General features: G+C 73.9%; 18 protein-coding genes and 1 pseudogene. 6 read left to right on the forward strand and 13 right to left on the reverse strand.

Features of this window, described 5'->3' with window-relative positions; genetic code table 11:
* Nucleotides 1–32: 32 nt before the first annotated feature.
* The 4 genes from ACWGB8_RS30930 to deoC form a co-directional block, all read right to left on the reverse strand.
* Entirely contained in the window at nucleotides 33–446 is a 414-nt protein-coding gene (locus ACWGB8_RS30930) for a hypothetical protein (protein ID WP_452216920.1), read from the reverse strand.
* Between the two features lie 219 nt (nucleotides 447–665).
* The gene (locus ACWGB8_RS30935) at nucleotides 666–1,571 is read right to left on the reverse strand and encodes an aldehyde dehydrogenase family protein (RefSeq protein WP_452216921.1); all 906 of its coding nucleotides are present in this window, start codon (nucleotides 1,569–1,571) and stop codon (nucleotides 666–668) included.
* Nucleotides 1,564–3,057 carry an aldehyde dehydrogenase family protein gene (locus tag ACWGB8_RS30940; protein ID WP_452216922.1) on the reverse strand — a complete coding sequence of 498 codons (1,494 nt, stop codon included), beginning with the start codon at nucleotides 3,055–3,057 and terminating at the stop codon, nucleotides 1,564–1,566. Before ACWGB8_RS30940 ends, ACWGB8_RS30935 begins: the two co-directional genes overlap by 8 nt.
* 5 nt (nucleotides 3,058–3,062) lie before the next feature.
* Nucleotides 3,063–4,049, reverse strand: coding sequence for a deoxyribose-phosphate aldolase (gene deoC, locus ACWGB8_RS30945; RefSeq protein WP_452216923.1), 987 nt, complete (start codon nucleotides 4,047–4,049; stop codon nucleotides 3,063–3,065).
* 144 nt (nucleotides 4,050–4,193) lie between these two features.
* Here deoC and ACWGB8_RS30950 point away from each other — a divergent pair, with 144 nt between their 5' ends.
* On the forward strand, nucleotides 4,194–4,874 hold the full coding sequence (locus ACWGB8_RS30950) for a PH domain-containing protein (protein WP_452216924.1): 681 nt from the start codon (nucleotides 4,194–4,196) through the stop codon (nucleotides 4,872–4,874).
* A 69-nt stretch (nucleotides 4,875–4,943) separates the two neighbouring features.
* Here the strand turns inward: ACWGB8_RS30950 and ACWGB8_RS30955 are convergent, their stop codons facing one another.
* From ACWGB8_RS30955 to ACWGB8_RS30965, 3 genes are all read right to left on the reverse strand, one after another.
* Nucleotides 4,944–6,644 (reverse strand): phospho-sugar mutase, encoded by a 1,701-nt coding sequence (locus ACWGB8_RS30955; protein ID WP_452216925.1) that lies wholly within the window; start codon nucleotides 6,642–6,644, stop codon nucleotides 4,944–4,946.
* A gap of 147 nt (nucleotides 6,645–6,791) precedes the next feature.
* Nucleotides 6,792–7,613, reverse strand: a complete 822-nt coding sequence (locus ACWGB8_RS30960; protein WP_452216926.1) for a purine-nucleoside phosphorylase — start codon at nucleotides 7,611–7,613, stop codon at nucleotides 6,792–6,794.
* Between the two features lie 136 nt (nucleotides 7,614–7,749).
* Complete coding sequence (locus ACWGB8_RS30965; protein WP_452216927.1) at nucleotides 7,750–8,187, reverse strand: gamma-glutamylcyclotransferase; 438 nt, start codon at nucleotides 8,185–8,187, stop codon at nucleotides 7,750–7,752.
* A gap of 81 nt (nucleotides 8,188–8,268) precedes the next feature.
* Here ACWGB8_RS30965 and ACWGB8_RS30970 point away from each other — a divergent pair, with 81 nt between their 5' ends.
* Together ACWGB8_RS30970 and ACWGB8_RS30975 are read left to right on the forward strand one after the other, a co-directional pair.
* The gene (locus tag ACWGB8_RS30970) at nucleotides 8,269–9,750 is read left to right on the forward strand and encodes an NAD(P)H-quinone dehydrogenase (RefSeq protein ID WP_452216928.1); all 1,482 of its coding nucleotides are present in this window, start codon (nucleotides 8,269–8,271) and stop codon (nucleotides 9,748–9,750) included.
* A gap of 236 nt (nucleotides 9,751–9,986) precedes the next feature.
* Entirely contained in the window at nucleotides 9,987–10,925 is a 939-nt protein-coding gene (locus ACWGB8_RS30975; RefSeq protein WP_452216937.1) for a DeoR/GlpR family DNA-binding transcription regulator, read from the forward strand.
* Nucleotides 10,926–11,058: 133 nt separating this feature from the next.
* Here the strand turns inward: ACWGB8_RS30975 and ACWGB8_RS30980 are convergent, their stop codons facing one another.
* The 6 genes from ACWGB8_RS30980 to ACWGB8_RS31005 form a co-directional block, all read right to left on the reverse strand.
* Complete coding sequence (locus ACWGB8_RS30980; protein WP_452216929.1) at nucleotides 11,059–12,834, reverse strand: acetyl/propionyl/methylcrotonyl-CoA carboxylase subunit alpha; 1,776 nt, start codon at nucleotides 12,832–12,834, stop codon at nucleotides 11,059–11,061.
* 224 nt (nucleotides 12,835–13,058) lie between these two features.
* Nucleotides 13,059–13,796: a hypothetical protein gene (locus ACWGB8_RS30985; protein ID WP_452216930.1), complete on the reverse strand. Its 738-nt coding sequence runs from the start codon at nucleotides 13,794–13,796 to the stop codon at nucleotides 13,059–13,061.
* Nucleotides 13,797–13,864: 68 nt separating this feature from the next.
* On the reverse strand, nucleotides 13,865–14,464 hold the full coding sequence (locus tag ACWGB8_RS30990; protein ID WP_452216931.1) for a nucleoside triphosphate pyrophosphatase: 600 nt from the start codon (nucleotides 14,462–14,464) through the stop codon (nucleotides 13,865–13,867).
* A 67-nt stretch (nucleotides 14,465–14,531) separates the two neighbouring features.
* Nucleotides 14,532–14,657 carry a morphogenic membrane protein MmpB gene (gene mmpB, locus ACWGB8_RS30995; protein WP_452216932.1) on the reverse strand — a complete coding sequence of 42 codons (126 nt, stop codon included), beginning with the start codon at nucleotides 14,655–14,657 and terminating at the stop codon, nucleotides 14,532–14,534.
* Between the two features lie 116 nt (nucleotides 14,658–14,773).
* Entirely contained in the window at nucleotides 14,774–14,995 is a 222-nt protein-coding gene (locus ACWGB8_RS31000) for an acyl-CoA carboxylase epsilon subunit (protein ID WP_452216933.1), read from the reverse strand.
* 25 nt (nucleotides 14,996–15,020) lie between these two features.
* The gene (locus ACWGB8_RS31005; protein ID WP_452216934.1) at nucleotides 15,021–16,610 is read right to left on the reverse strand and encodes an acyl-CoA carboxylase subunit beta; all 1,590 of its coding nucleotides are present in this window, start codon (nucleotides 16,608–16,610) and stop codon (nucleotides 15,021–15,023) included.
* Nucleotides 16,611–16,906: 296 nt separating this feature from the next.
* On the opposite strand from ACWGB8_RS31005, the gene ACWGB8_RS31010 reads away from it, so the two are divergent.
* The 3 genes and pseudogenes from ACWGB8_RS31010 to ACWGB8_RS31020 form a co-directional block, all read left to right on the forward strand.
* A complete protein-coding gene (locus ACWGB8_RS31010; protein WP_452216935.1) occupies nucleotides 16,907–17,806 on the forward strand; it encodes a biotin--[acetyl-CoA-carboxylase] ligase in 900 nt (299 codons plus the stop codon).
* A 181-nt stretch (nucleotides 17,807–17,987) separates the two neighbouring features.
* A complete protein-coding gene (locus ACWGB8_RS31015; protein WP_452216936.1) occupies nucleotides 17,988–19,112 on the forward strand; it encodes an adenylate/guanylate cyclase domain-containing protein in 1,125 nt (374 codons plus the stop codon).
* 439 nt (nucleotides 19,113–19,551) lie between these two features.
* Nucleotides 19,552–20,706: pseudogene (locus ACWGB8_RS31020) on the forward strand (diguanylate cyclase domain-containing protein); the annotation flags it as partial.
* Nucleotides 20,707–21,570 lie beyond the last annotated feature (864 nt).

A 21,570-nucleotide genomic window follows, 5' to 3' on the forward strand; every position in this document is an offset into this window, starting at 1 on the left:
GGGGTGCGGTCGGGGGCCGGGGCCGTTCGGGATCAGAGCTGCCGGAGCCGGGCGGGATCGGTGAGCGCGAGGTGGATCATCGGCAGGTAGCGGCTGTCGACCTGCAGGAAGACGGGCCCCTCGGCGCCGGGCTCCAGGTAGGAGGTGGCGGCCCAGTCCTGGTCGTGCCAGGTGTCGGGCTCGGGCTCGTGGAAGTCGCCGCCGACGGCGAGCTCGACGGTCTCCAGCTCGCGCGAGGTGAAGGCCACGGCGGTGGCGCCGGGGGTGATCCGCAGGTGGCCGCCGGTGTACCCCTCGGCGGGCCAGCCGGGGCGGTCGGTCCGGGCGGAGCAGGGCACCTTGACCTTGCGTCCGGCGGCGAGCCGGCGGCGGGTGCGGGCGACGTGCCACTTGCGGAAGACGCCGTCCGCCAGCAGGGCCATCAGCTCGCCTGCGAATTCTCCCACGGTGTCGTCCCCCTCGATCGTTCTGCGGTGGCCCCATTCTGTGCGGGCGGGGGCGGTCGGCGGCAGCGCCGAAAGATGGAGAACCGGGGCGACGAAAGTCGACGGACCCGCGCCAGGGGGGGAGAGGCGCGGGTCCGTCATCGGCCGTCCGGGCCCTGGGGGGGAGAGGGCACGGGGGACGGCCGGTCTGTGGAGTTGTCGCTCGCCGGAGGCGGGAGGTCAGATACCCATCGGGTGCCAGACCGTCTTGGTCTCCAGGAACGAGAGTAGCCGCTCGGTGCCGGGAGCCGTGGTCCAGTCCCGGGCGAACGGGTCCGGCTCCGGACGGACGACCCGCTTCAGGGTATCCGCGGCGAGGGCTTCCAGCGAGGCCGCCGCGCCGGGTCCGTCGGCGGCGACGGCTCCGGTGAGGTCCAGCGCGTTGACGTCCTGGTGCGAGGCCAGGGTCGGGGCGATGTCCGCGGTGCGGCCGGAGAGGATGTTGACGACCCCGCCGGGGACGTCGGAGGTGGCCAGCACCTCGCCGAGCGACAGGGCCGGCAGCGGGGCGTCGGCGGCGGCCGCCACGACCACGGTGTTGCCGGTGGCGATCGCCGGGGCGATCACCGAGACCAGGCCGAGCAGCGAGTGCCCGTAGCCGGCCTGCGGCGCGACGATCCCGACCACGCCGGTGGGCTCCGGGGTGGAGAGGTTGAAGTACGGGCCGGCGACGGGGTTGGCGCCGCCCGCGATCTGGGCGACCTTGTCGGTCCAGCCGGCGTACCAGACCCAGCGGTCGATCGCGGCGTCGACCAGGGCGGCGGCCTTCTTCGGGCCGATGCCCTCGGAGAGCGCGACCTCGGCGGCGAACTGCTCGCGGCGGCCCTGCAGCATTTCGGCGACCCGGTAGAGCACCTGGCCGCGGTTGTACGCGGTGGTGCCGGACCAGCCCTTGACGGCCGCGCGGGCGGCCAGCACGGCGTCGCGGGCGTCCTTGCGGGTGCCGAGCGGGGCGTTGGCGAGCCACTGGCCCTTCGAGTCCGTCACCTCGTACACCCGCCCGCTCTCGGAGCGCGGGAACTTCCCGCCGACGTACAGCTTGTAGGTCTTGAGGACGTCAAGACGCGCGATGGTGGTCTCAGACATCTCGGGCCTCGACATTCAGGTAGGGCTCCAGACCGTGGCGGCCACCCTCGCGGCCGTAGCCCGACTCCTTGTAGCCGCCGAACGGCGAGGTCGGGTCGAACTTGTTGAAGGTGTTGGCCCAGACCACGCCGGCCTTGAGCCGGTTCGCGGTCCACAGGATGCGCGAGCCCTTCTCCGTCCAGATGCCGGCGGAGAGGCCGTACGGGGTGTTGTTGGCCTTCTCGACCGCCTCGGCGGGGGTGCGGAAGGTCAGCACCGACAGGACCGGGCCGAAGATCTCCTCCTGGGCGATCCGGTGGGCCTGGCTGACGCCGGTGAAGACGGTCGGCTTGAACCAGAAACCGGTGCCGGGCAGCTCGCACTCGGGCGACCAGCGCTCGGCGCCCTCGGCCTCGCCTGCGTCGGTCAGCGCGGTGATCCGGGCCAGCTGCTCGGCCGAGTTGATCGCGCCGATGTCGGTGTTCTTGTCCAGCGGGTCGCCGACCCGCAGGGTGGCCATCCGGCGCTTGAGGGCGTCCAGCAGCTCGTCCTGGATCGACTCCTGGACCAGCAGGCGGGAGCCGGCGCAGCAGACGTGGCCCTGGTTGAAGAAGATGCCGTTGACGATGCCCTCGACGGCCTGGTCGATCGGCGCGTCGTCGAAGACGATGTTGGCGGCCTTGCCGCCGAGCTCCAGCGACAGCTTCTTGCGGGTGCCGGCCAGCTGCTTGGCGATGGCCCGGCCGACCGGGGTGGAGCCGGTGAAGGCGACTTTGTTGACGTCCGGGTGCGCGGTGAGCGCGGCGCCGGTGCGGCCGTCGCCGGTGACGATGTTGACGACGCCCTTGGGCAGGCCGGCCTGGCGGCAGATCTCGGCGAAGCGCAGGGCGGTCAGCGGGGTGGTCTCGGCGGGCTTGAGCACCACGGTGTTGCCGGTGGCCAGGGCCGGGGCGATCTTCCACGCCAGCATCAGCAGCGGGAAGTTCCACGGGATGACCTGGCCGGCCACGCCGAGCGGCTTCGGGTTCGGGCCGTAGCCGGCGTAGTCCAGCTTGTCGGCCCAGCCCGCGTAGTAGAAGAAGTGCGCGGCGACCAGCGGCAGGTCGACGTCGCGGGTCTCGCGGATCGGCTTGCCGTTGTCGATCGACTCCAGCACGGCCAGCTCGCGGCTGCGCTCCTGGACGATCCGGGCGATCCGGAACAGGTACTTGGCGCGCTCGCTGCCGGGCAGGGCCGACCAGTCGGTGAAGGCCCGGCGGGCGGCGGCGACGGCGCGGTCGACGTCCTCGTCGGTGCCCCGGGCGAACTCGGCGAGCACCTGCTCGGTGGCCGGGTTGACCGTCTTCAGCGCCTCGCTGCCGGAGGAGTCGACGAACTCGCCGCCGATGAAGTGTCCGTACGAGGTGGCGATGTCGCCGGCCGCGGCGGGGGACTCGGGGGCCGGGGCGTACTCGAAGAGGCCGCCGTTCTTCTTCACGGGTTCTTCGATCTTCTTGTTCTTGGCCATGATTCTCAGTCCACCGTCACGTAGTCGGGACCGGAGTACCGGCCGGTGGTCAGCTTCTGGCGCTGCATGAGCAGGTCGTTCAGCAGGCTGGAGGCGCCGAAGCGGAACCAGTGCGGGGTGAGCCAGTCGTCACCCAGCGTCTCGTTCACCATGACCAGGTACTTCATGGCGTCCTTGGTGGTCTTGATGCCGCCGGCGGGCTTCACACCGACCTGGATCCCAGTCTGCTCCCGGAAGTCGCGGACGGCCTCCAGCATCAGCAGGGTGACCGGCGGGGTCGCGTTGACGGCGACCTTGCCGGTGGAGGTCTTGATGAAGTCGGCGCCGGCCAGCATCGCCAGCCAGGAGACCCGGCGCACGTTGTCGTACGTCTGGAGCTCGCCGGTCTCGAAGATCACCTTGAGGTGGGCGTAGCTGCCGTCCGGGCGCTTGCACGCCTCCTTGACGGCGACGATCTCGTTGAAGACGTCCATGTACCGGCCGGAGAGGAAGGCCCCCCGGTCGATGACCATGTCGATCTCGTCGGCGCCGGCCGCGACCGCGTCGGCGGTGTCGGCGAGCTTGACCGGGAGCGCGGCGCGCCCGGCGGGGAAGGCGGTGGCGACGGAGGCGACCTGGATGTCGGTGCCGGCCAGGGCGGCCTTGGCGGTGGCCACCATGTCCGGGTAGACGCAGATCGCGGCGACCCGGGGGGTGGTCGGGTCGGTGGGGTCGGGGTTCCTGCCCTTGGTGCACAGGGCGCGCACCTTGCCGACCGTGTCCGCGCCCTCCAGCGTGGTCAGGTCGATCATCGAGATGGCCAGGTCGATGCCGTTGGCCTTGGCCGCGGTCTTGATCGAGCGGGTACCGAGAGTGGCGGCACGTGCCTCCAGGCCGACCTGGTCGACACCGGGCAGGCCGTGCAGGAAGCGGCGGAGCGAGGCCTCGGACGCCGCGACGTCCTGAAGACCGTTGCCCGCAGCGCCGAGGGCATTGGCTGCAAGAGTGGACATAGTCACCACACCAGCATATCTACGCGCGTAGCCATCGGCTACGGTCCCGGCCTTTTCGATGCCGGACCGAGATGTGGGCCGTCCCGGCGGCAGGCCGGTCGTGACCCCTGTGGATCGCGGGGGCCATGCGGCAGAATCATTGGCATGACCGATTCCGACGGCACGCCCCACCAGGGCTCCGCCGCCCCTGATGCCGAGCCGGTGTACGCGGACCGCGTGTACCGCTCCGTTCCCGGTGTGATCTCCGGTGTGCTGCTGCTCGCCGTGGCCGGCTGGCTGATCGGTGACGCCGTGCTGAACGGCAGCGGCAAGACCCCCTGGGTGTCGCTCGCCGCGGTGCCGGTGTTCGCCTTCCCCGTCATCGCCTACACCCTGCGGCCCGCCGTGCTCGCCAACGACCGGCGGCTGGTGGTGCGCAACCCGCTGCGCACCGTGGTCGCGCCCTGGGGGTCGGTGGACGCGCTGCGCGCCGGCTACTCGGTGGAGCTGCTGGCCGGCGGCCGGAAGTACCAGGTCTGGGCGGTCCCGGTGTCGCTGCGCCAGCGCAAGCGGGCCAGCCGGATCCGGGCCCGCGGCGGCCGGGAGCAGCAGCACGCCTCCCGGCTGGGGACGACCTTCGGGCGGCCGTCGCTGCCGGTGGTCGACGGCGCGCCGGACCCGAACCGGGCCTGGTCCGACCAGGTGGTCGGGGTGCTGCAGGAGCTGGCCGAGCGCAACGCCCGGCGGCCCGAGGCGAGCGGACCGGTGGTGGTCCGCTGGTGCTGGTGGATCATCGCGCCGACGCTGCTCGGGCTGGCCGCGCTGGTCGCGGTGATCGTGGCCTGACCGCGGTCCGCGGACGCCGAAGGGGCCCCACCGCCGGTGCGGTGGGGCCCCTTCGCCGCGTGCGGGGGATCAGGCGGCGATGCCCGCGGCCTCGGCCAGGTCGCGCTTCACCGCGGCGAGCAGCTCCTCGGCCCGCAGGCGGGTACCGGCCAGGTCGGCGGCGCTGGCGACCGGGAGGACGACCTCCAGGTAGCACTTCAGCTTGGGCTCGGTACCGGACGGGCGGACCACGATCCGGGCCGAGCGGACGGCCTCGCCGGCCAGGTAGTAGCGCAGGCCGTCGGTGGGCGGCAGGTCGGCGGAGCCGGCGGTGAGGTCGTCGGCGCGGGTCACCTGCAGCCCGGCGATCGAGGTCGGCGGGACCTCGCGCAGCCGCCGCATGGCGTCGGCGATCAGCGAGAGGTCCTGCACCCGGACGGACAGCTGGTCGGTGGCGTGCAGGCCGTGCTCCAGCGCCAGGTCGTCCAGCAGGTCGCCCAAGGTGCGGCCGGAGCGCTTGAGCGTGGCGGCGAGTTCGGCGACCAGCAGGGCGGCGGTGATGCCGTCCTTGTCGCGCACGCCCTGCGGGTCGACGCAGTAGCCGAGCGCCTCCTCGTAGCCGTAGCGCAGGCCGTCGGCGCGGGCGATCCACTTGAAGCCGGTGAGCGTCTCGGCGTAGCCCAGGCCGGCCGCGGCGGCGATCCGGCCGAGCAGGGTGGAGGAGACGATCGTGGTGGCGAAGGTGCCGGCGGCCTTCTTGGCGACCAGGGCCTCGCCGAGCAGCGCGCCGACCTCGTCGCCGCGCAGCATCCGCCAGCCGCCGTTGCCGGCCACCGGGACGGCCACCGCGCAGCGGTCGGCGTCCGGGTCGTTGGCGATGACGATGTCCGGGCCGACCGAGGCGGCGGTGCGGAAGGCGAGGTCCATCGCCCCCGGCTCCTCCGGGTTGGGGAAGGCCACGGTCGGGAAGTCCGGGTCCGGCTCGGCCTGCTCGGCGACCACGGTGGGCGCGGGGAAGCCGGCCCGGCGGAAGGCGGCGACCAGCACGTCCCGGCCGACGCCGTGCATCGGGGTGTAGACGACGTCCAGGTCGCGGGGGCTGTGCGGGTCGACGATGCCGGCCGCGCGGTCCAGGTACGCCTCCAGGACGTCCTCGCCGAGCACCTCCCAGCCGTCCTCGGCGAGCGGGACCTCGGCGAGCGCGCCGATCGCGTCGATCTCGGCGGCGATCCCGGCGTCGGCGGGCGGCACGATCTGCGAGCCGTCGCCCAGGTAGACCTTGTAGCCGTTGTCCTGCGGCGGGTTGTGGCTGGCGGTGACGGTCACGCCGGCCGCGGCGCCGAGGTGGCGGACGGCGAAGGCCAGCACCGGGGTGGGCAGCGGGCGCGGGAGCAGGGCGGCGCGCAGGCCGGCGCCGACCACCACGGCGGCGGTGTCGCGGGCGAAGTCGTACGACTTGTGCCGGGCGTCGTAGCCGATCACCACGAGGTCGCCGAGGTCCTGCTGCTTGACGTACGCGACCAGGCCGGCGGCGGCGCGGATCACCACGGCGCGGTTCATCCGCATCGGGCCCGCCCCGAGCTCGCCGCGCAGGCCGGCGGTGCCGAACTGGAGGCGGTCGGCGAACCGCTCGGCCAGCTGGGACCAGGCGAGCTTGTTGCCGGCCTCGGCGTCGGGGCCCTCGGCGGCGGCCAGCAGCGCGGCGAGCTCCTCGCGGGTCTGCGGGTCGGGGTCCTCGGCCAGCCAGGCCCGGGCCCGGGCGAGGAGGTCGGTGGTGGTGGCCTGCGTCATGGCTTCCGCTCCATCGGGGAGTGCGTCGGTGGTCGGCCGGAGGGCGTCCGGCGGGTGCGGCGCGCACACGCGGACGGGGCCCGCGGGCGGGTGTGATCAGCGGATCACACCCGCCCCCGGACCCCGTCGCTCACGCGCCGGTGGGGCTCAGATCCGCTCCAGGACCTTCGCCAGCAGGGCGCCCATGCGCTCGGCGGAGGCCTTGCCGGCCTCCAGCACCTCGGCGTGGTTCAGCGGCTCGCCGGTCATGCCGGCGGCCAGGTTGGTGACCAGCGAGATGCCCAGGACCTCGGCGCCGGCCTCGCGGGCGGCGATGGCCTCCAGGGTGGTGGACATGCCGACCAGCTCGCCGCCGATCACCCGGGCCATGTTGACCTCGGCCGGGGTCTCGTAGTGCGGGCCGCGGAACTGCACGTAGACGGCCTCGTCCAGGGTGGAGTCCACCTCGCGGCACAGGGCGCGCAGACGCTTGGAGTAGAGGTCCGTCAGGTCGACGAAGTTGGCGCCGACGATCGGGGAGTCCGCGGTCAGGTTGATGTGGTCGCTGATCAGGACCGGCTGGCCGGGCACCCAGCCCTGGCGCAGGCCGCCGCAGCCGTTGGTCAGCACGATGATGCCGCAGCCCGCGGCGGCGGCGGTGCGCACCCCGTGGACGACGGTGGCCACGCCGTGGCCCTCGTAGTAGTGGTTGCGGCCCAGGAAGATCAGGGCGCGCTTGTCGCCGATCTTCACCGAGCGGATCGTGCCCGCGTGGCCGGCGACGGCCGGGGCGGGGAAGCCGGGGAGGTCGGTGACCGGGAACTCCGCCACGGTCTCGCCCAGGGCGTCGGCGGCCGGCACCCAGCCGGAGCCCATCACCAGGGCGACGTCGTGGCGCTCGGCACCGGTCAGCTCGCGCAGGCGCTCGGCGGCGGCCTGGGCGGCGGCGTAGGGGTCGGCGGAGACGACCGACTGAGGAGATGCGTTCACGCGTCCGAGGATAGACGGGAATCGGCTACGCGCGTAGAAATTCCGCCCACGACGTGCCAATCGTTACCCGGATGCCCCAAAAGCACAGGCCGCACACCTGGTCGGCGCGCCGCGTCCGTAGGGATCCACAACCCGGTCAGCAGGGGCGGCGGCGCAGGTCCCCGACGTAGTCGTCCGGCGCGCCCGCGCTCTCCGCGGCGTCCGCGATCAGACCCAGGTAGCGCGCGGCGGGCAGCCCGCCCTCGTAGTCGTTGAGCACGTACGTCCAGACCGGCACCGAGCCGTCCAGGGTCTGTGCGCGCAGCCGGATCTTGCGGTAGATGCCGAGCTGGACGCCCTCCCAGCGGTCCAGGCCCTCCTCGTCCATCGGCGCCACGTCGTAGAGCGAGACGAAGACCTGGTCCTTCCCGTCCTCCACCACCGTCGCCAGCGAGCCCTCCCAGCCCAGCTGTTCGCCGCCGAAGGTGAGCCGCCAGCCCTCCAGCCAGCCGGTGCCGCGCAGCGGGGAGTGCGGGGCCCGGCGGGTCATCTGCCGGGCGTCGAGGTTGGTGGCGTACGCGGCGTAGAGGGGCATGGGGGTCAGCCTAATCCGTCGTCCGGGCGCCGGACGGCCCCTCGGTCCTTCGGACGATCGCACGGCAGGCCGTACCCCGGCGTGGCGGTGGCCCGGGCGTGCGGGACAATGGTGGACGTGACTCGGATCGTGATCATCGGTGGCGGACCCGGCGGCTACGAGGCGGCGCTCGTCGCGGCCCAGCTCGGCGCGGAGGTGACCGTCGTCGACCGCGACGGTCTGGGCGGATCGGCGGTGCTCACGGACTGCGTGCCGTCCAAGACGCTGATCGCGACGGCGGAGGTGATGACCACCTTCGACAGCTCGTACGAGGAACTCGGCATCATCGTCGCCGACGACACCCCGCACATCGACTCCCCGGCCCGGGTGGTCGGCGTCGACCTCGGCAAGGTCAACCGGCGCGTCAAGCGGCTGGCGATCGCGCAGTCCCACGACATCACCCAGTCGGTGACCCGGGCCGGCGTCACCGTGCTGCGCGGCAAGGGCCGGCTCGGCACCGGCGGGCAGGCCGTGGACGGCTCCCGCGAGGTGCTGGTCGAGGCCCCCGACGGCACCGTGCAGGCACTGCGCGCCGACGCCGTGCTGATCGCCACCGGCGCCCACCCGCGCGAGCTGCCCGACGCGCAGCCGGACGGCGAGCGGATCCTCACCTGGACCCAGGTGTACGACCTGGAGGAGCTGCCCCGCGAGCTGATCGTGGTCGGCTCCGGCGTCACCGGCGCCGAGTTCGCCGGCGCCTACCAGGCGATCGGCTCCAAGGTCACCCTGGTCTCCTCGCGCGACCGGGTGCTCCCCGGCGAGGACCCGGACGCCGCCGAGGTGCTGGAGGAGGTCTTCCGCCGCCGCGGCATGAACGTGATGAGCCGCAGCCGCGCCGAGGGCGCCAAGCGTGTGGGCGACCACGTCGAGGTGACGCTCTCCGACGGCACGGTGATCCGGGGCACGCACTGCCTGATGGCCGTCGGGTCGATCCCCAACACCGCCGACATGGGGCTGGAGGAGGCCGGGGTCAAGCTCAACGACTGGGGCCAGATCCAGGTCGACCGGGTCTCCCGCACCACCGCCCCCGGCGTCTACGCGGCCGGCGACTGCACCGGCGTCTTCATGCTCGCCTCGGTCGCCGCCATGCAGGGCCGGATCGCGATGTACCACGCGCTCGGCGACGCGGTGCAGCCGCTCAACCTCAAGACCGTCGCCTCGAACGTCTTCACCGACCCCGAGATCGCCACCGTCGGCTACACCGCCGCCGACGTGAAGTGCGGCAAGATGGACGCCGTCGAGGTCAAGCTCCCGCTGCGCGGCAACCCGCGCGCCAAGATGCAGGGCATCCGGGACGGCTTCGTGAAGCTGTTCTGCCGCCCGGGCACGGGCATCGTGGTCGGCGGCGTGGTGGTCGCGCCGCGCGCCAGCGAGCTGATTCACCCGATCTCGCTCGCCGTGGACGCCAATTTGACGGTCGAACAGGTGGCCAGCGCGTTCACCGTCTACCCGTCGGTCTCCGGATCGACCGCCGAGGCCGCCCGCCAGCTGCACATCCGCAAGCGGGCCGAGGGTGAATCCTGAGCTCCGGGCGCACAGTTGAGGGCGGCTGCCGTACGGCGGCCGCCCTTCGCACGGCAGGCGTCATCACCCGGACGGCGGGCGCAGTCCGGGTTTGCTGACGGCGCGTATTGTACGGTCATGCGCCGCCCCGGGGTGAGCAATTCCGGCTACCAGGTGCAAACGCCTGAAAGCAGACGGTCACGCAGGTTACCGTCGGTTCTGTGTTTGCAGCAGAACGTCGCCAGTTGATCCTCGAAATGGTGCGCGCCAACGGAGCGGTCTCGCTCCGGGAGTTGGCCCGCGTCGTCCAGACCTCCGAAGTGACCGTGCGCCGCGACGTACGGGCCCTGGAGGCAGAAGGGCTCCTCGACCGCCGGCACGGCGGCGCGGTGCTCCCCGGCGGCTTCAGCCGCGAACCCGGCTACCCGCAGAAGACGCACCTCTCCGCCGCGGAGAAGAGCGCCATCGCCGACCTCGCCGCCGGCCTGGTGGAGGAGGGCGACGCGGTCGTCGTCGGGGCGGGCACGACCACCCAGGAGCTGGCCCGCCGGCTCGCCCGGGTGCCCGGCCTCACCGTGGTCACCAACTCGCTGCTGGTCGCCCAGGCCCTGGCGCACGCCAACCGGGTGGAGGTGGTGATGACCGGCGGCACCCTGCGCGGCTCCAACTACGCCCTGGTCGGCAGCGGCGCCGAGCAGTCGCTGCACGGGCTGCGGGTCTCCAAGGCGTTCATCTCCGGCAGCGGGCTGACGGCCGAGCGCGGCCTGTCGACCACGAACATGCTCTCCGCGAGCGTGGACCGGGCGCTGGTGCAGTCGGCCACCGAGGTCATCGTCCTCGCCGACCACACCAAGCTCGGCGCGGACACCATGTTCCAGACCGTGCCGACCGAGGCCATCACCCGCCTGGTCACCGACGAGCACGCCACCGCCGACGACCAGACCGCCCGCGAGCTGGACGCGCTGGCCGACTGCGGGGTGCAGATCGACCTCGCACCGCTGGGGCCGGTCGGGGACACCCCGGTGCACGGCACCGGCAGCGGGCCCGTCCACCAGACCCAGCCCGCGCCGCGCCGCGCCCCCGCGCCCCCGCCCGGCGCCCCGCTGCCCGGCCAGCGCCGCCCGGGCACCCACAGCGGCCCGGCGGGCCCGCTCCCGGGGCGGCTGGCCGAGCTGGGGCTGCCGCGCGGCCGCTAGAGGCGGTCCGGGCACCGGGCACGCACGCGGCAGCCGGGCCGGAACGGCGACCGGTCCGCACACCCGAGGGTGTACGGACCGGCTGTGACGATGCCCGGTCAGCTGCGTGACCCGGCGCGGTCGTCGACCGCGGTCAGTCCTTGATCTCGCAGAGCGCGGCGCCGCTGCTGACGCTCGCGCCGACCTCGGCCTTGAGACCGACGACCGTGCCGGCCTTGTGCGCGTTCAGCGGCTGCTCCATCTTCATCGCCTCCAGGACGACGATCAGCTCGCCCTCGGCGACGACCTGGCCCTCCTCGACGGCGACCTTGACGATGGTGCCCTGCATCGGGGAGGCCAGCGTGTCACCGCTGACCGCGGAGCCCGCCTTCTTGGCACCCACCCGGCGCTTGGCCTTGCCCGCGCCGGCCGCGGCCGCCGCCGGGGCGGCCGAGACGCCGAGCGAGGAGGGCAGCGAGACCTCGATCCGCTTGCCGCCGACCTCGACGACCACGGTCTCGCGGCCCTCGGCCTCGTCGGCCTCGCCGGCCGCACCCGCGAACGCCGGGATGGTGTTGTCGAACTCGGACTCGATCCAGCGGGTGTAGACCGTGAACGGGCCCTCGCCGCCGTGCACCTCCGGCGCGAAGGCCGGGTCGACCACGACGGCCTGGTGGAACGGGATGGCGGTCGCCATGCCCTCCACCTTGAACTCGGACAGCGCGCGGCGGGCCCGCTCCAGGGCCTGCTTGCGGGTGGTGCCGGTGACGATCAGCTTGGCCAGCAGGGAGTCCCAGGCCGGGCCGATCACCGAACCGCTCTCGACACCGGAGTCCAGCCGGACGCCCGGGCCCGACGGCGGGGCGAACAGGGTCACCGTGCCGGGGGCGGGCAGGAAGTTGCGGCCCGGGTCCTCGCCGTTGATGCGGAACTCGAAGGAGTGGCCGCGCACCTCCGGGTCGCCGTAGCCCAGTTCCTCGCCGTCGGCGATCCGGAACATCTCGCGGACCAGGTCCAGGCCGGTGACCTCCTCGGTGACCGGGTGCTCGACCTGCAGACGGGTGTTGACCTCCAGGAAGGAGATCGTGCCGTCCAGCGCGACCAGGAACTCGCAGGTGCCGGCGCCGACGTAGCCCGCCTCCTTGAGGATGGCCTTGGACGCGCGGTACAGCTCGGCGTTCTGCTCGGGCGTGAGGAACGGCGCGGGCGCCTCCTCGACCAGCTTCTGGTGGCGGCGCTGCAGCGAGCAGTCACGGGTCGAGACGACCACCACGTTGCCGTGCTGGTCGGCCAGGCACTGGGTCTCGACGTGCCGCGGGTTGTCCAGGTAGCGCTCGACGAAGCACTCGCCGCGACCGAAGGCGGCGACCGCCTCGCGGACCGCCGACTCGTACAGCTCCGGGATCTCCTCCAGCGTGCGGGCGACCTTGAGGCCGCGGCCGCCGCCGCCGAACGCCGCCTTGATGGCGACCGGCAGGCCGTGCTCCCGGGCGAAGTCGACGACCTCGCCGGCGCCCGAGACCGGGTCCGGCGTGCCGGCGACCAGCGGGGCGCCGGCGCGCTGGGCGACGTGCCGGGCGGTGACCTTGTCGCCGAGGTCCCGGATGGCCTGCGGCGGCGGGCCGATCCAGATCAGCCCGGCGTCCAGCACGGCCTGGGCGAACTCGGCGTTCTCCGACAGGAAGCCGTAGCCCGGGTGGACGGCGTCCGCCCCCGAGTCGGCGGCGGCCTGCAGGACCTTCGCGATATCGAGGTAGCTGGTGGCGGGGGTGTCGCCGCCCAGCGCGTAGGCCTCGTCGGCCGCGCGGACGTGCAGCGCGTCCCGGTCCGGCTCGGCGTAGACGGCGACGCTGGCGATACCGGCGTCCGAGCAGGCCCTGGCGACGCGGACGGCGATTTCTCCGCGGTTGGCGATGAGCACCTTGCGCACTGTGGCTCCCTTCTTGAACCTGGACGAGTTTATGGATGTCTGGGCAGTACCGGCGAGTAGTCCCAGGTTGTGAACTATCCCACACGGAGGGTGATCCGCGGGACGCCCCTGCTACCGGCCCTCCAGGCTTCCGCGCAGGTCGCGACCGGTGCCGTCGGAACGGCCCCGGTGGTTGCGGAGGGTAGCGCAGCGGCGTGGCGCCGCAGGTGGCCTTGGCCACACGTTCAGGCAGCCGCCGCCACGGGCCGCTCGAAGGCGTGCGCGGTGACGTCGGCGGCCAGCTCGACCACGTCCGGACCGTACGCCTTGGGGTTGACCACCTTCAACAGCAGGGCGAAGCTGCCGCGCCGGCGGGCCAGCTCCCGGTGGTGGGCGACCAGGTAGCGGACGGCGGCGTGGTTGGAGACGGCGGTCTGCCCGGCGATCAGGAAGGCGGGCCGGCTGCCGTCCTGCGGGTGCAGCCGGGCCAGCAGCACGTACGCCTGACCGCCGGACGGCGCGGACTCGGGCTCGTACGCGTAGTCCCGGCCGCCCACCGAGGTGGTGAGCTCCAGGACGTCGCCGTTCACGGAGGTCATGGTGACGCCCGGCAGCCAGGACGCCAGGTGGGCCGCCGTCCGCTCGTTGCTGCTCGGCCCGCCGAGGCAGAACTCGGCCTTGTGGCCCAGCCCCTGGCGCACCTCGTCGTGGGCGACCAGCTCGGCCTGCGCGCCGCACTCCTTCACCAGCGCGGACAACTCCATCAGCGCGAACACGTCGTTGCGCGAGACGCTCTTCGAACTCGCCGCACCGGCATGCCGGTTGACGACCAGTAGGCACTCGCTGCCGGCCGGCAGGCCGAAGAAGTCCCGCACCCGCTCCAGCCGGCGTCTGCGCCGGATGGTCTGGGCCAGCCAGCCGAGCCCGGCGCTGATGGCGCTCGCCAGCAGGCCCAGCAGTACGTTGAGCAGACCGTCCGTCATCGCCCACCCCTCCCCGTCGGGGCGTCAGCCTAGTCCCGCGTCGGCGGGGAGGGCGAGGGCCGGGGCGGTCAGGCCCAGAGGTCGGTGATGCGGACGTCCAGCTCGGCGAGGAGGGTGCGCAGCAGCGGCAGGGAGAGCCCGATGACGTTGCCGTGGTCGCCCTCGATACCGTCGACGAAGGGCGCCGAGCGGCCGTCCAGGGTGAACGCGCCGGCCACGTGCAGCGGCTCGCCGGTGGCGATGTAGGCGGCCACCTCGGCGTCGTCCGGGGTGCCGAAGCGGACGGTGGTGGAGGCGGTGGCGGACGACTGCCGGCCGGTCGCGGTGTCGATGACGCAGTGCCCGGTGCGCAGCACCCCGGCGCGCCCGCGCATGGACTGCCAGCGGACCAGCGCCTCGGCGGCGTCGGCGGGCTTGCCGAGGGCCAGGCCGTCCAGCTCCAGGACGGAGTCGCAGCCGATCACCAGCTCCCCGCCGGCCAGGTCGGCGGCGACCGCCTTCGCCTTGGCCTCGGCGAGGACGAGGGCGAGCTCGGCGGGGGTGGCGGCGCTGATCGCCTCCTCGTCGACGCCGCTGACGACCACGCGCGGGTCGAGGCCCGCCTGGCGCAGCAGCCCGAGGCGGGCCGGGGAGGCGGAGGCGAGGACGAGGGTGCGGCGCTCGGTCATGCCCACCAGGGTAGGGGTTCACCGGGTGGGCGGGTGGGCCGGTCCCGCAGGCGCGCGCCGTGCGCGGTCACACCATCAGCAGGACGGCGATCACCAGGGCGAGGACGGCGACCACCGGGCCGGCGCGGTGCAGTTTCTCCTGCATCCGCCGGGCCTCGGGGGAGGGCTCGTCGCGGGGGTCTGACCAGAGCACTGGTCCAGGGTGCTCCGGCGCGCTGGTGCGACGCCTGAGTATCCGTACTCAGGTTTCGGGGCAATCCGGGCGGAGCGGGAGGGCCGGACGGGCACCGGCCCCCCGCTCCGGGACGGTCAGCCGGCCCAGCCGGAGGTCCGCCAGACGTTCGCGCCGGGGCGGGGCGTGCGCCGCATCCGGCGGGCGCGGTCGTTCCACGGGGAGGCCGGGCCGACGCCGGCACGGCGGGCCGCCTCGGCGGCGGCCTGCGCGGCGGCGGCCCGGGCCTGGACCACCGCCAGGACGGTGGCCAGCTCCTCGGGGGTCGGCTGCCCGTGCAGCACATGGATCGGGGCCATGGCTCAATCCTCTCGCGGCGGGCGCTTACAGGGGGATGTTTCCGTGCTTCTTCGGCGGCAGCGTCTCGCGCTTGCCGCGCAGCGCCCGCAGCCCGCGCACGATGTGCCGGCGGGTCTCGCTCGGGGCGATCACCGCGTCCACGTAGCCGCGCTCGGCCGCCAGGTACGGGTTGAGCAGGGTGTCCTCGTACGAGGTGATCAGCTCGGCGCGGCGGGCGTCGGCGTTCCCGGCGGCCGCCGCCTCGGCCAGCTCGCGGCGGTGCAGGATGTTGACCGCGCCCTGCGCGCCCATCACCGCGATCTGCGCGGTCGGCCAGGCCAGGTTGAGGTCGGCGCCCAGGTGCTTGGAGCCCATGACGTCGTAGGCGCCGCCGAAGGCCTTGCGGGTGATCACGGTGATCAGCGGGACGGTCGCCTCGGCGTAGGCGTAGATCAGCTTGGCGCCGCGGCGGATGATGCCGTCCCACTCCTGCTCGGTGCCGGGCAGGAAGCCGGGCACGTCGACGAAGGTCAGCACCGGGATGTTGAAGGAGTCGCAGGTCCGGATGAAGCGGGCGGCCTTCTCGCTGGCGGCGATGTCCAGGCAGCCGGCCAGGTCCATCGGCTGGTTGCCGACGATGCCGACCGGGTGGCCCTCGACCCGGCCGAAGCCGGTGATGATGTTGCCGGCGTAGAGCTGCTGGGTCTCCAGGAACTCGCCGTCGTCGAGGACGTGCTCGATCACGGTGTGCATGTCGTACGGCTGGTTCGCCGAGTCCGGCACCAGGGTGTCGAGTTCGAGGTCCTCGTCGGTGACGGTGAGGTCCGCCTCCTCGGGGTAGGACGGCGGGTCGGAGAGGTTGTTGGAGGGCAGGTACGACAGCAGGCTCTTGACGTACTCGATCGCCTCCTTCTCGTCCGGGGCGAGGTAGTGCGCGTTGCCCGACTTGGTGTTGTGGGTGCGGGCGCCGCCCAGCTCCTCCATGCCGACGTCCTCGCCGGTGACGGTCTTGATGACGTCCGGGCCGGTGATGAACATGTGCGAGGTCTGGTCGGCCATGACCACGAAGTCGGTGATCGCGGGGGAGTACACCGCGCCGCCCGCGCAGGGGCCCATGATCAGCGAGATCTGCGGGATCACCCCGGAGGCGTGCACGTTGCGGCGGAAGATCTCGCCGTACAGGCCGAGCGAGACCACGCCCTCCTGGATGCGGGCGCCGCCGGAGTCGTTGATGCCGATGACCGGGCAGCCGGTCTTCAGCGCGAAGTCCATCACCTTGACGATCTTCTCGCCGAACACCTCGCCGAGCGAGCCGCCGAAGACCGTGAAGTCCTGGGCGAAGACGGCGACCTGGCGGCCGTCCACGGTGCCGTAGCCGGTGACCACGCCGTCGCCGTACGGGCGGTTCTTCTCCTGGCCGAAGTTGGTCGAGCGGTGCCGGGCGAACTCGTCGAACTCCACGAAGGAGTCCTCGTCCAGCAGCTCCACCACGCGCTCGCGGGCCGTCAGCTTGCCCTTGGCGTGCTGCTTCTCGACGGCTTTGGCGGAGCCGGAGTGCACCGCCTCGTCGATCCTGCGGCGCAGGTCGGCGAGCTTGCCCGCGGTGGTGTGGGGGTCGTACGGCGCCTCGGTCATCCGGTGGCTCTCCCTGATCCATGGGCCGCGTCCTGTTTCGGTGGCGCGCGGGTCTGGACGGGACCGGCGCGTGAGGGCAGGGCGGCGCAACGAACTACCGTTGAGTAGCGTAGCCAGCACGGAGGGCCAGACGTAATGTCCGGCCGTTATGGCCAGCGACACAGTGTGTCGACCGGCGTTCTGCGGGACGATGGGGCGGCCTAGGTGCCGTCCGGCCGGGTCCGCGCGCCCGCAGGGGGCGCACCCGCCCCGTCGGCGCCCGGCGCGCGGTACGGGCGCGGCATAGGGTTTCCCGCATGACCGACTCCGAGCCCGTCACCCCCCGTCGTAGCGGCCTGCGCGGCCTCGGCCACGCCGGGCCCTCGCCCTGGACCGACCTGGACCGGCCGCCGCTGGACGCCGAACGGCTGCGCCGCGACCTGCTGGTGCCCGGCGGCCTGTGGACCTCGCTCGACGTGGTCGAGGAGACCGGCTCGACCAACAGCGACCTCGCCGCCCGGGCCCGGGCGGGCGCGCCGCAGGGCGCGGTGCTGGTCGCCGAGGCGCAGAACGCGGGCCGCGGCCGGCTGGAGCGGCAGTGGACGGCCCCGCCCCGCTCCGGGCTCTTCCTCTCCGTCCTGCTGCGCCCGGATGAGGTGCCGGTCGAGCGGTACGGCTGGCTGCCGATCCTGGTCGGGGTGGCCGCCGCCGCCACTCTCGGCCGGGTCGCCGAGGTCGAGGTCGGCCTGAAGTGGCCCAACGACCTGCAGACCGAGATCGACGGCGGCGAGCGCAAGGTCGGCGGCATCCTGACCGAGCTGAGCGGCGGCGCCGTGGTCGCCGGGCTCGGGATCAACGTCAGCCTGCGGGCGGCCGAGCTGCCCGTCCCCACCGCCGCCTCGCTCGCCCTGGCCGGCGCCGCCGTCACCGACCGGTCCACCCTGCTGCGCGCCCTGCTGCGGGAGTTCGCCGACCTGTACGCCGAGTGGACGGCCGCCTGCGGCGACCCGCACGCCAGCGGCCTGCTGCCCGCGTACGCCGACCGCTGCACCACGCTCGGCCGCACCGTCCTGGTCCAGCTGCCGGGCGGCCGGGAGCTGCACGGCGAGGCGGTGGCGGTCGACGGCGACGGCCGGCTGGTCGTCCGGACGGCCGACGGCGGCCGGCAGGCGGTCGGCGCGGGGGACGTCGTGCACGTCCGCCCCGAGGCGCGCTGACCCGCGCCCGGCGGACCGCCCCCGCCCGCCCCCGACCCGGGCGGATGCCCCGGATTGCGCGATTCCGTGCGAACATTCCACCTGGCAGGGGTGTGAGGCGCGCCACTGCCCGCCGGGTGGCGGGCGCGCCCGGACAGCCAGGACACGAGGCGAAGTGCGGCAACCGCACGAGGACGGACCGGTGGCAGAGGACGGCAGCAGCGGCAGCGGCAGGGCGGGCTCCGACGACCGGACGGTCGCGCTCGACCTGGAGCGGCTGATCCTGGACGCACCCCGTCGCTACACCCCGTACCAGGCCGCGCGGACCGCCGACGTACCGATGGAGCTGGCCACCCGCTTCTGGCGGGCGATGGGCTTCCCGGACATCGGCCAGTCCCGGGCGCTGACCGACGGCGACGTCATCGCGCTGCGCCGGCTGGCCGGCCTGGTCGAGTCCGGCCTGCTCAGCGAGTCGATGGCGATCCAGGTGGCGCGCTCCACCGGGCAGACCACCGCCCGGCTGGCCGGCTGGCAGATGGACACCTTCCTGGAGAACCTCACCCAGTCCGTCGAGCCCGGCCTCACCCGCGCCGAGGTCGCCTACCCGCTGGTCGAGCTGCTGCTGCCGGAGCTCGAGCAGTTCCTGGTGTACGTCTGGCGCCGGCAGCTGGCCGCCGTCACCGGCCGGGTGGTGCAGGCCGCCGAGGACACCGAGATCACCAGCGGCCGGCTGGCCGTCGGCTTCGCGGACCTGGTCGGCTTCACCCGGCTGTCGCGGCGGCTGGAGGAGGAGGAGCTCGGCGAGCTCGTCGAGACCTTCGAGAACACCTGCTCCGACCTGATCGTCGGCCAGGGCGGCCGGGTCATCAAGACCCTCGGCGACGAGATCCTGTACGTCTCCGAGGACCCGGTCACCGCCGCCGAGATCGCGCTCAGCCTGATCGAGGCGCTGGCCGAGGACGACACCATCCCCGCGCTGCGGGTCGGGATGGCCTTCGGCACCGTCACCTCGCGGATGGGCGACGTCTTCGGCACCACGGTCAACCTGGCCAGCCGGCTCACCTCGATCGCCCCCAAGGACGCCGTGCTGATCGACGGCGACTTCGCGGCCGCCCTGGAGCAGAACGGCAGCGTCGCCCCGGCCGACCTCGACGGGCCCGGGCTCGCCGACGCCCTCGGCGCCCTGTCCGGTGCGCACCCCGGCCTGCCGGTCCCCGGGCCGGACGCCGCGCACCGCTTCAACCTCCAGCCGATGTGGCGGCGCCCGGTGCGCGGCCTCGGCCTGGTCGAACCCTGGCTGCTCTCCCGGCGCGTACGCGGCGAATGAGCCGGGGCGGGCGGGTGCGCGCCCCGGCGCCCGCCGCCCCGCCGCAGGCCCGATCCGCCGTCCGGGGCAGCGGCCGTGCCCCGTCCGGCGTACCCGCGGAGCCCGAAACCCGGACGCCGGGCCCCTCGATATCGGCAATCGGGGCATAACCGAACGAAACCGCCATAGTCTTGGTGCAAGCGGCCGTTCCGGTGCTTCCGGTCGGGGCGGGGCGGGGGCCCGTGCCGTCACCGCCCGCGGACGGTGCCGCCGTGCGACGGGCCCGCGGCCGGGTGGTCCGCACGGGCCGGGCAGGACCGAGCACAGGGAGCGAGGCGAGCCGGTGAGCAGTGAGGCGACCATGACGGCCCACGACTGCGACTGCGACCGCGCGTCGTCGGAGCACCCGCCGTCCGTCCCCGACCCCCGGCTGCAGGCCGTGGTCGAACTCGCCCAGGACATGGCCGGCGCGCTCACCCCGCTGGAGGCCGTCCGGGCCGCCGCCACCCGCGCCACCGTCGCGCTCGGCGCCACCATGGCCGCCGTCTCGGTCTGGGACCGCGAATCGGGCCGGCTGAGGGTCCTGGTCAACCACGGGAAACTGGCGCCGGGGGAGGAGGAGCTGCCCGAGGACGAGTCGTACCCGGTCGCCGACTTCCCCGAGATCGTCACCTACCTGGAGGAGCGCTGGACCACCGGGCGGCTCCCGCGCGCCTGGGTGCAGACCGCGGAGAACTCCACCCCGCACGTCGGGCACGCCCACCCCGGCGCGGGCGCGTTCTGCCAGGAGCGCGCCGCCGGACTGCGCCGGCGCGGGCGCGCCTGCTGCCTGGTCGCGCCGATCGTGCTGCACGGCCAGGCCTGGGGCGAGCTCTACCTGGCCCGCAGCCAGGGCCTGGAGGTCTTCACCGAGGCCGACGCCGACTACGCCACCCTGCTCGCCGCCCAGATCTCGGCCGGCCTCGCCCAGACCGAGCGGCTCGCCGACCTGCGCCGGCTCGCCTTCACCGACCCGCTCACCGGGCTGGCCAACCGCCGGGCCGTCGACGCCCGGCTGGACAGCGCCCTGCAGGCCCACAACCGGGACAACACCGTCGTCTCGCTGGTGGTCTGCGACGTCAACGGGCTCAAGCGGGTCAACGACCAGCTCGGCCACGAGGTCGGCGACCGGCTGCTGGAGCGGTTCGCCCACCAGCTCTCGCTGGCCGCCGCCCGGCTGCCCGGTAGCCTGGCCGCCCGGCTCGGCGGCGACGAGTTCTGCCTGCTCGCCGAGGGCCAGAAGGCCGACGACGTGGTCGCCGTCGCCGAGGAGCTGTGCGCCCGCGCGCTCGCCATCGCCGAGGGCGAGGGCGTCGCCTGCGGGGTCGCCTCCACCGGCGACTCCATCGGCCCGGTCACCACCCCCGACCGGCTGTTCCGCCTCGCCGACGCCGCCCAGTACCGGGCCAAGGCGGCCCGGGCGCCCCACCCGGTGGTCGCCGGCCGCAGCCACGGCCCCGGCTTCAGCCCCGACCCCACCCTGCTGCTCGCCGACGCCGCCGACCCGCACCACCGGGCCGACAGCCGCCCCCGCGGCCCCCGCTCCGGCACCGCCGACCGCCGGCGCTTCCGGGGCGCGGCCCACAGCGCCGACCCCGGCCAGCTGCTCACCGCCGCCCTCGCCGCCCTCGACCGCCGCAGCGAGGCCAGGACCGTCCATCCCGCCGACACCATCGGCAAGCTCGCGGTCGTCGCCGAGACCTCCGCCCGGTTGCTCGACGCCGTCGGCTGGTGGATCTCGTACGTGCCGCCCGGCTCGCACCTCATGCGCACCGCCCAGCACGCCGTCTACCGGATGACCAGCGGCCCCAGCAGCAGCCGCGCGGAGACCCAGCGGGCCCAGATCGAGGCCCCCGACGCCGTCTTCGACCTGCGGCACTACCCGATGACCCGGCGCGCCGTCCGCGGCGGCGCCTTCGCCCTGCGCACCGGCGCGGCCGGCAACGACCCGGCCGAGGAGGCCATGCTCGTGGTCAGCGGCTACCGCGGCATGGTCGCCGCCGGCGGCCAGAACGCGGCCGGCGGCTGGCTGGTCGAGCTGTTCGCCGACGACGCCACGCTGCCGCTCGGCCAGATCGCCTCCGCCCTGCGCACCCTGGTCGCGGTCGCGCTCGGCGGGCCGTGCTCGCCCCCGGCGGGCTGAGGACCGCGGTGCCCGCCGGCGGGTCCGGCGGATGTGCCGGTTCGGTGATCGGCGTGTCGCGGGCGGGTCGCGGTCGTGCGGGGGTGCCGTCGCACGACTGGGCGCGGAGCCCCCGGCGTGGGACAGTGGGCGGCGGTCCGGCCACGGTGGCCGACCGGAACGGGGGTCCCCACGATGCGTGCTCGGTTGACGAGCCTTGTCCTGTCCGCCCTGCTGGTCTGCGGCGGCGCCGCCGCGGCCGCCGCGCCCGCGCAGGCCGCGCCCGCCGCCGCACCGCGTGCCGCCGCCGTCCAGGCC

The sequence above is a fragment of the Kitasatospora sp. NPDC054939 genome, assembly GCF_053610105.1.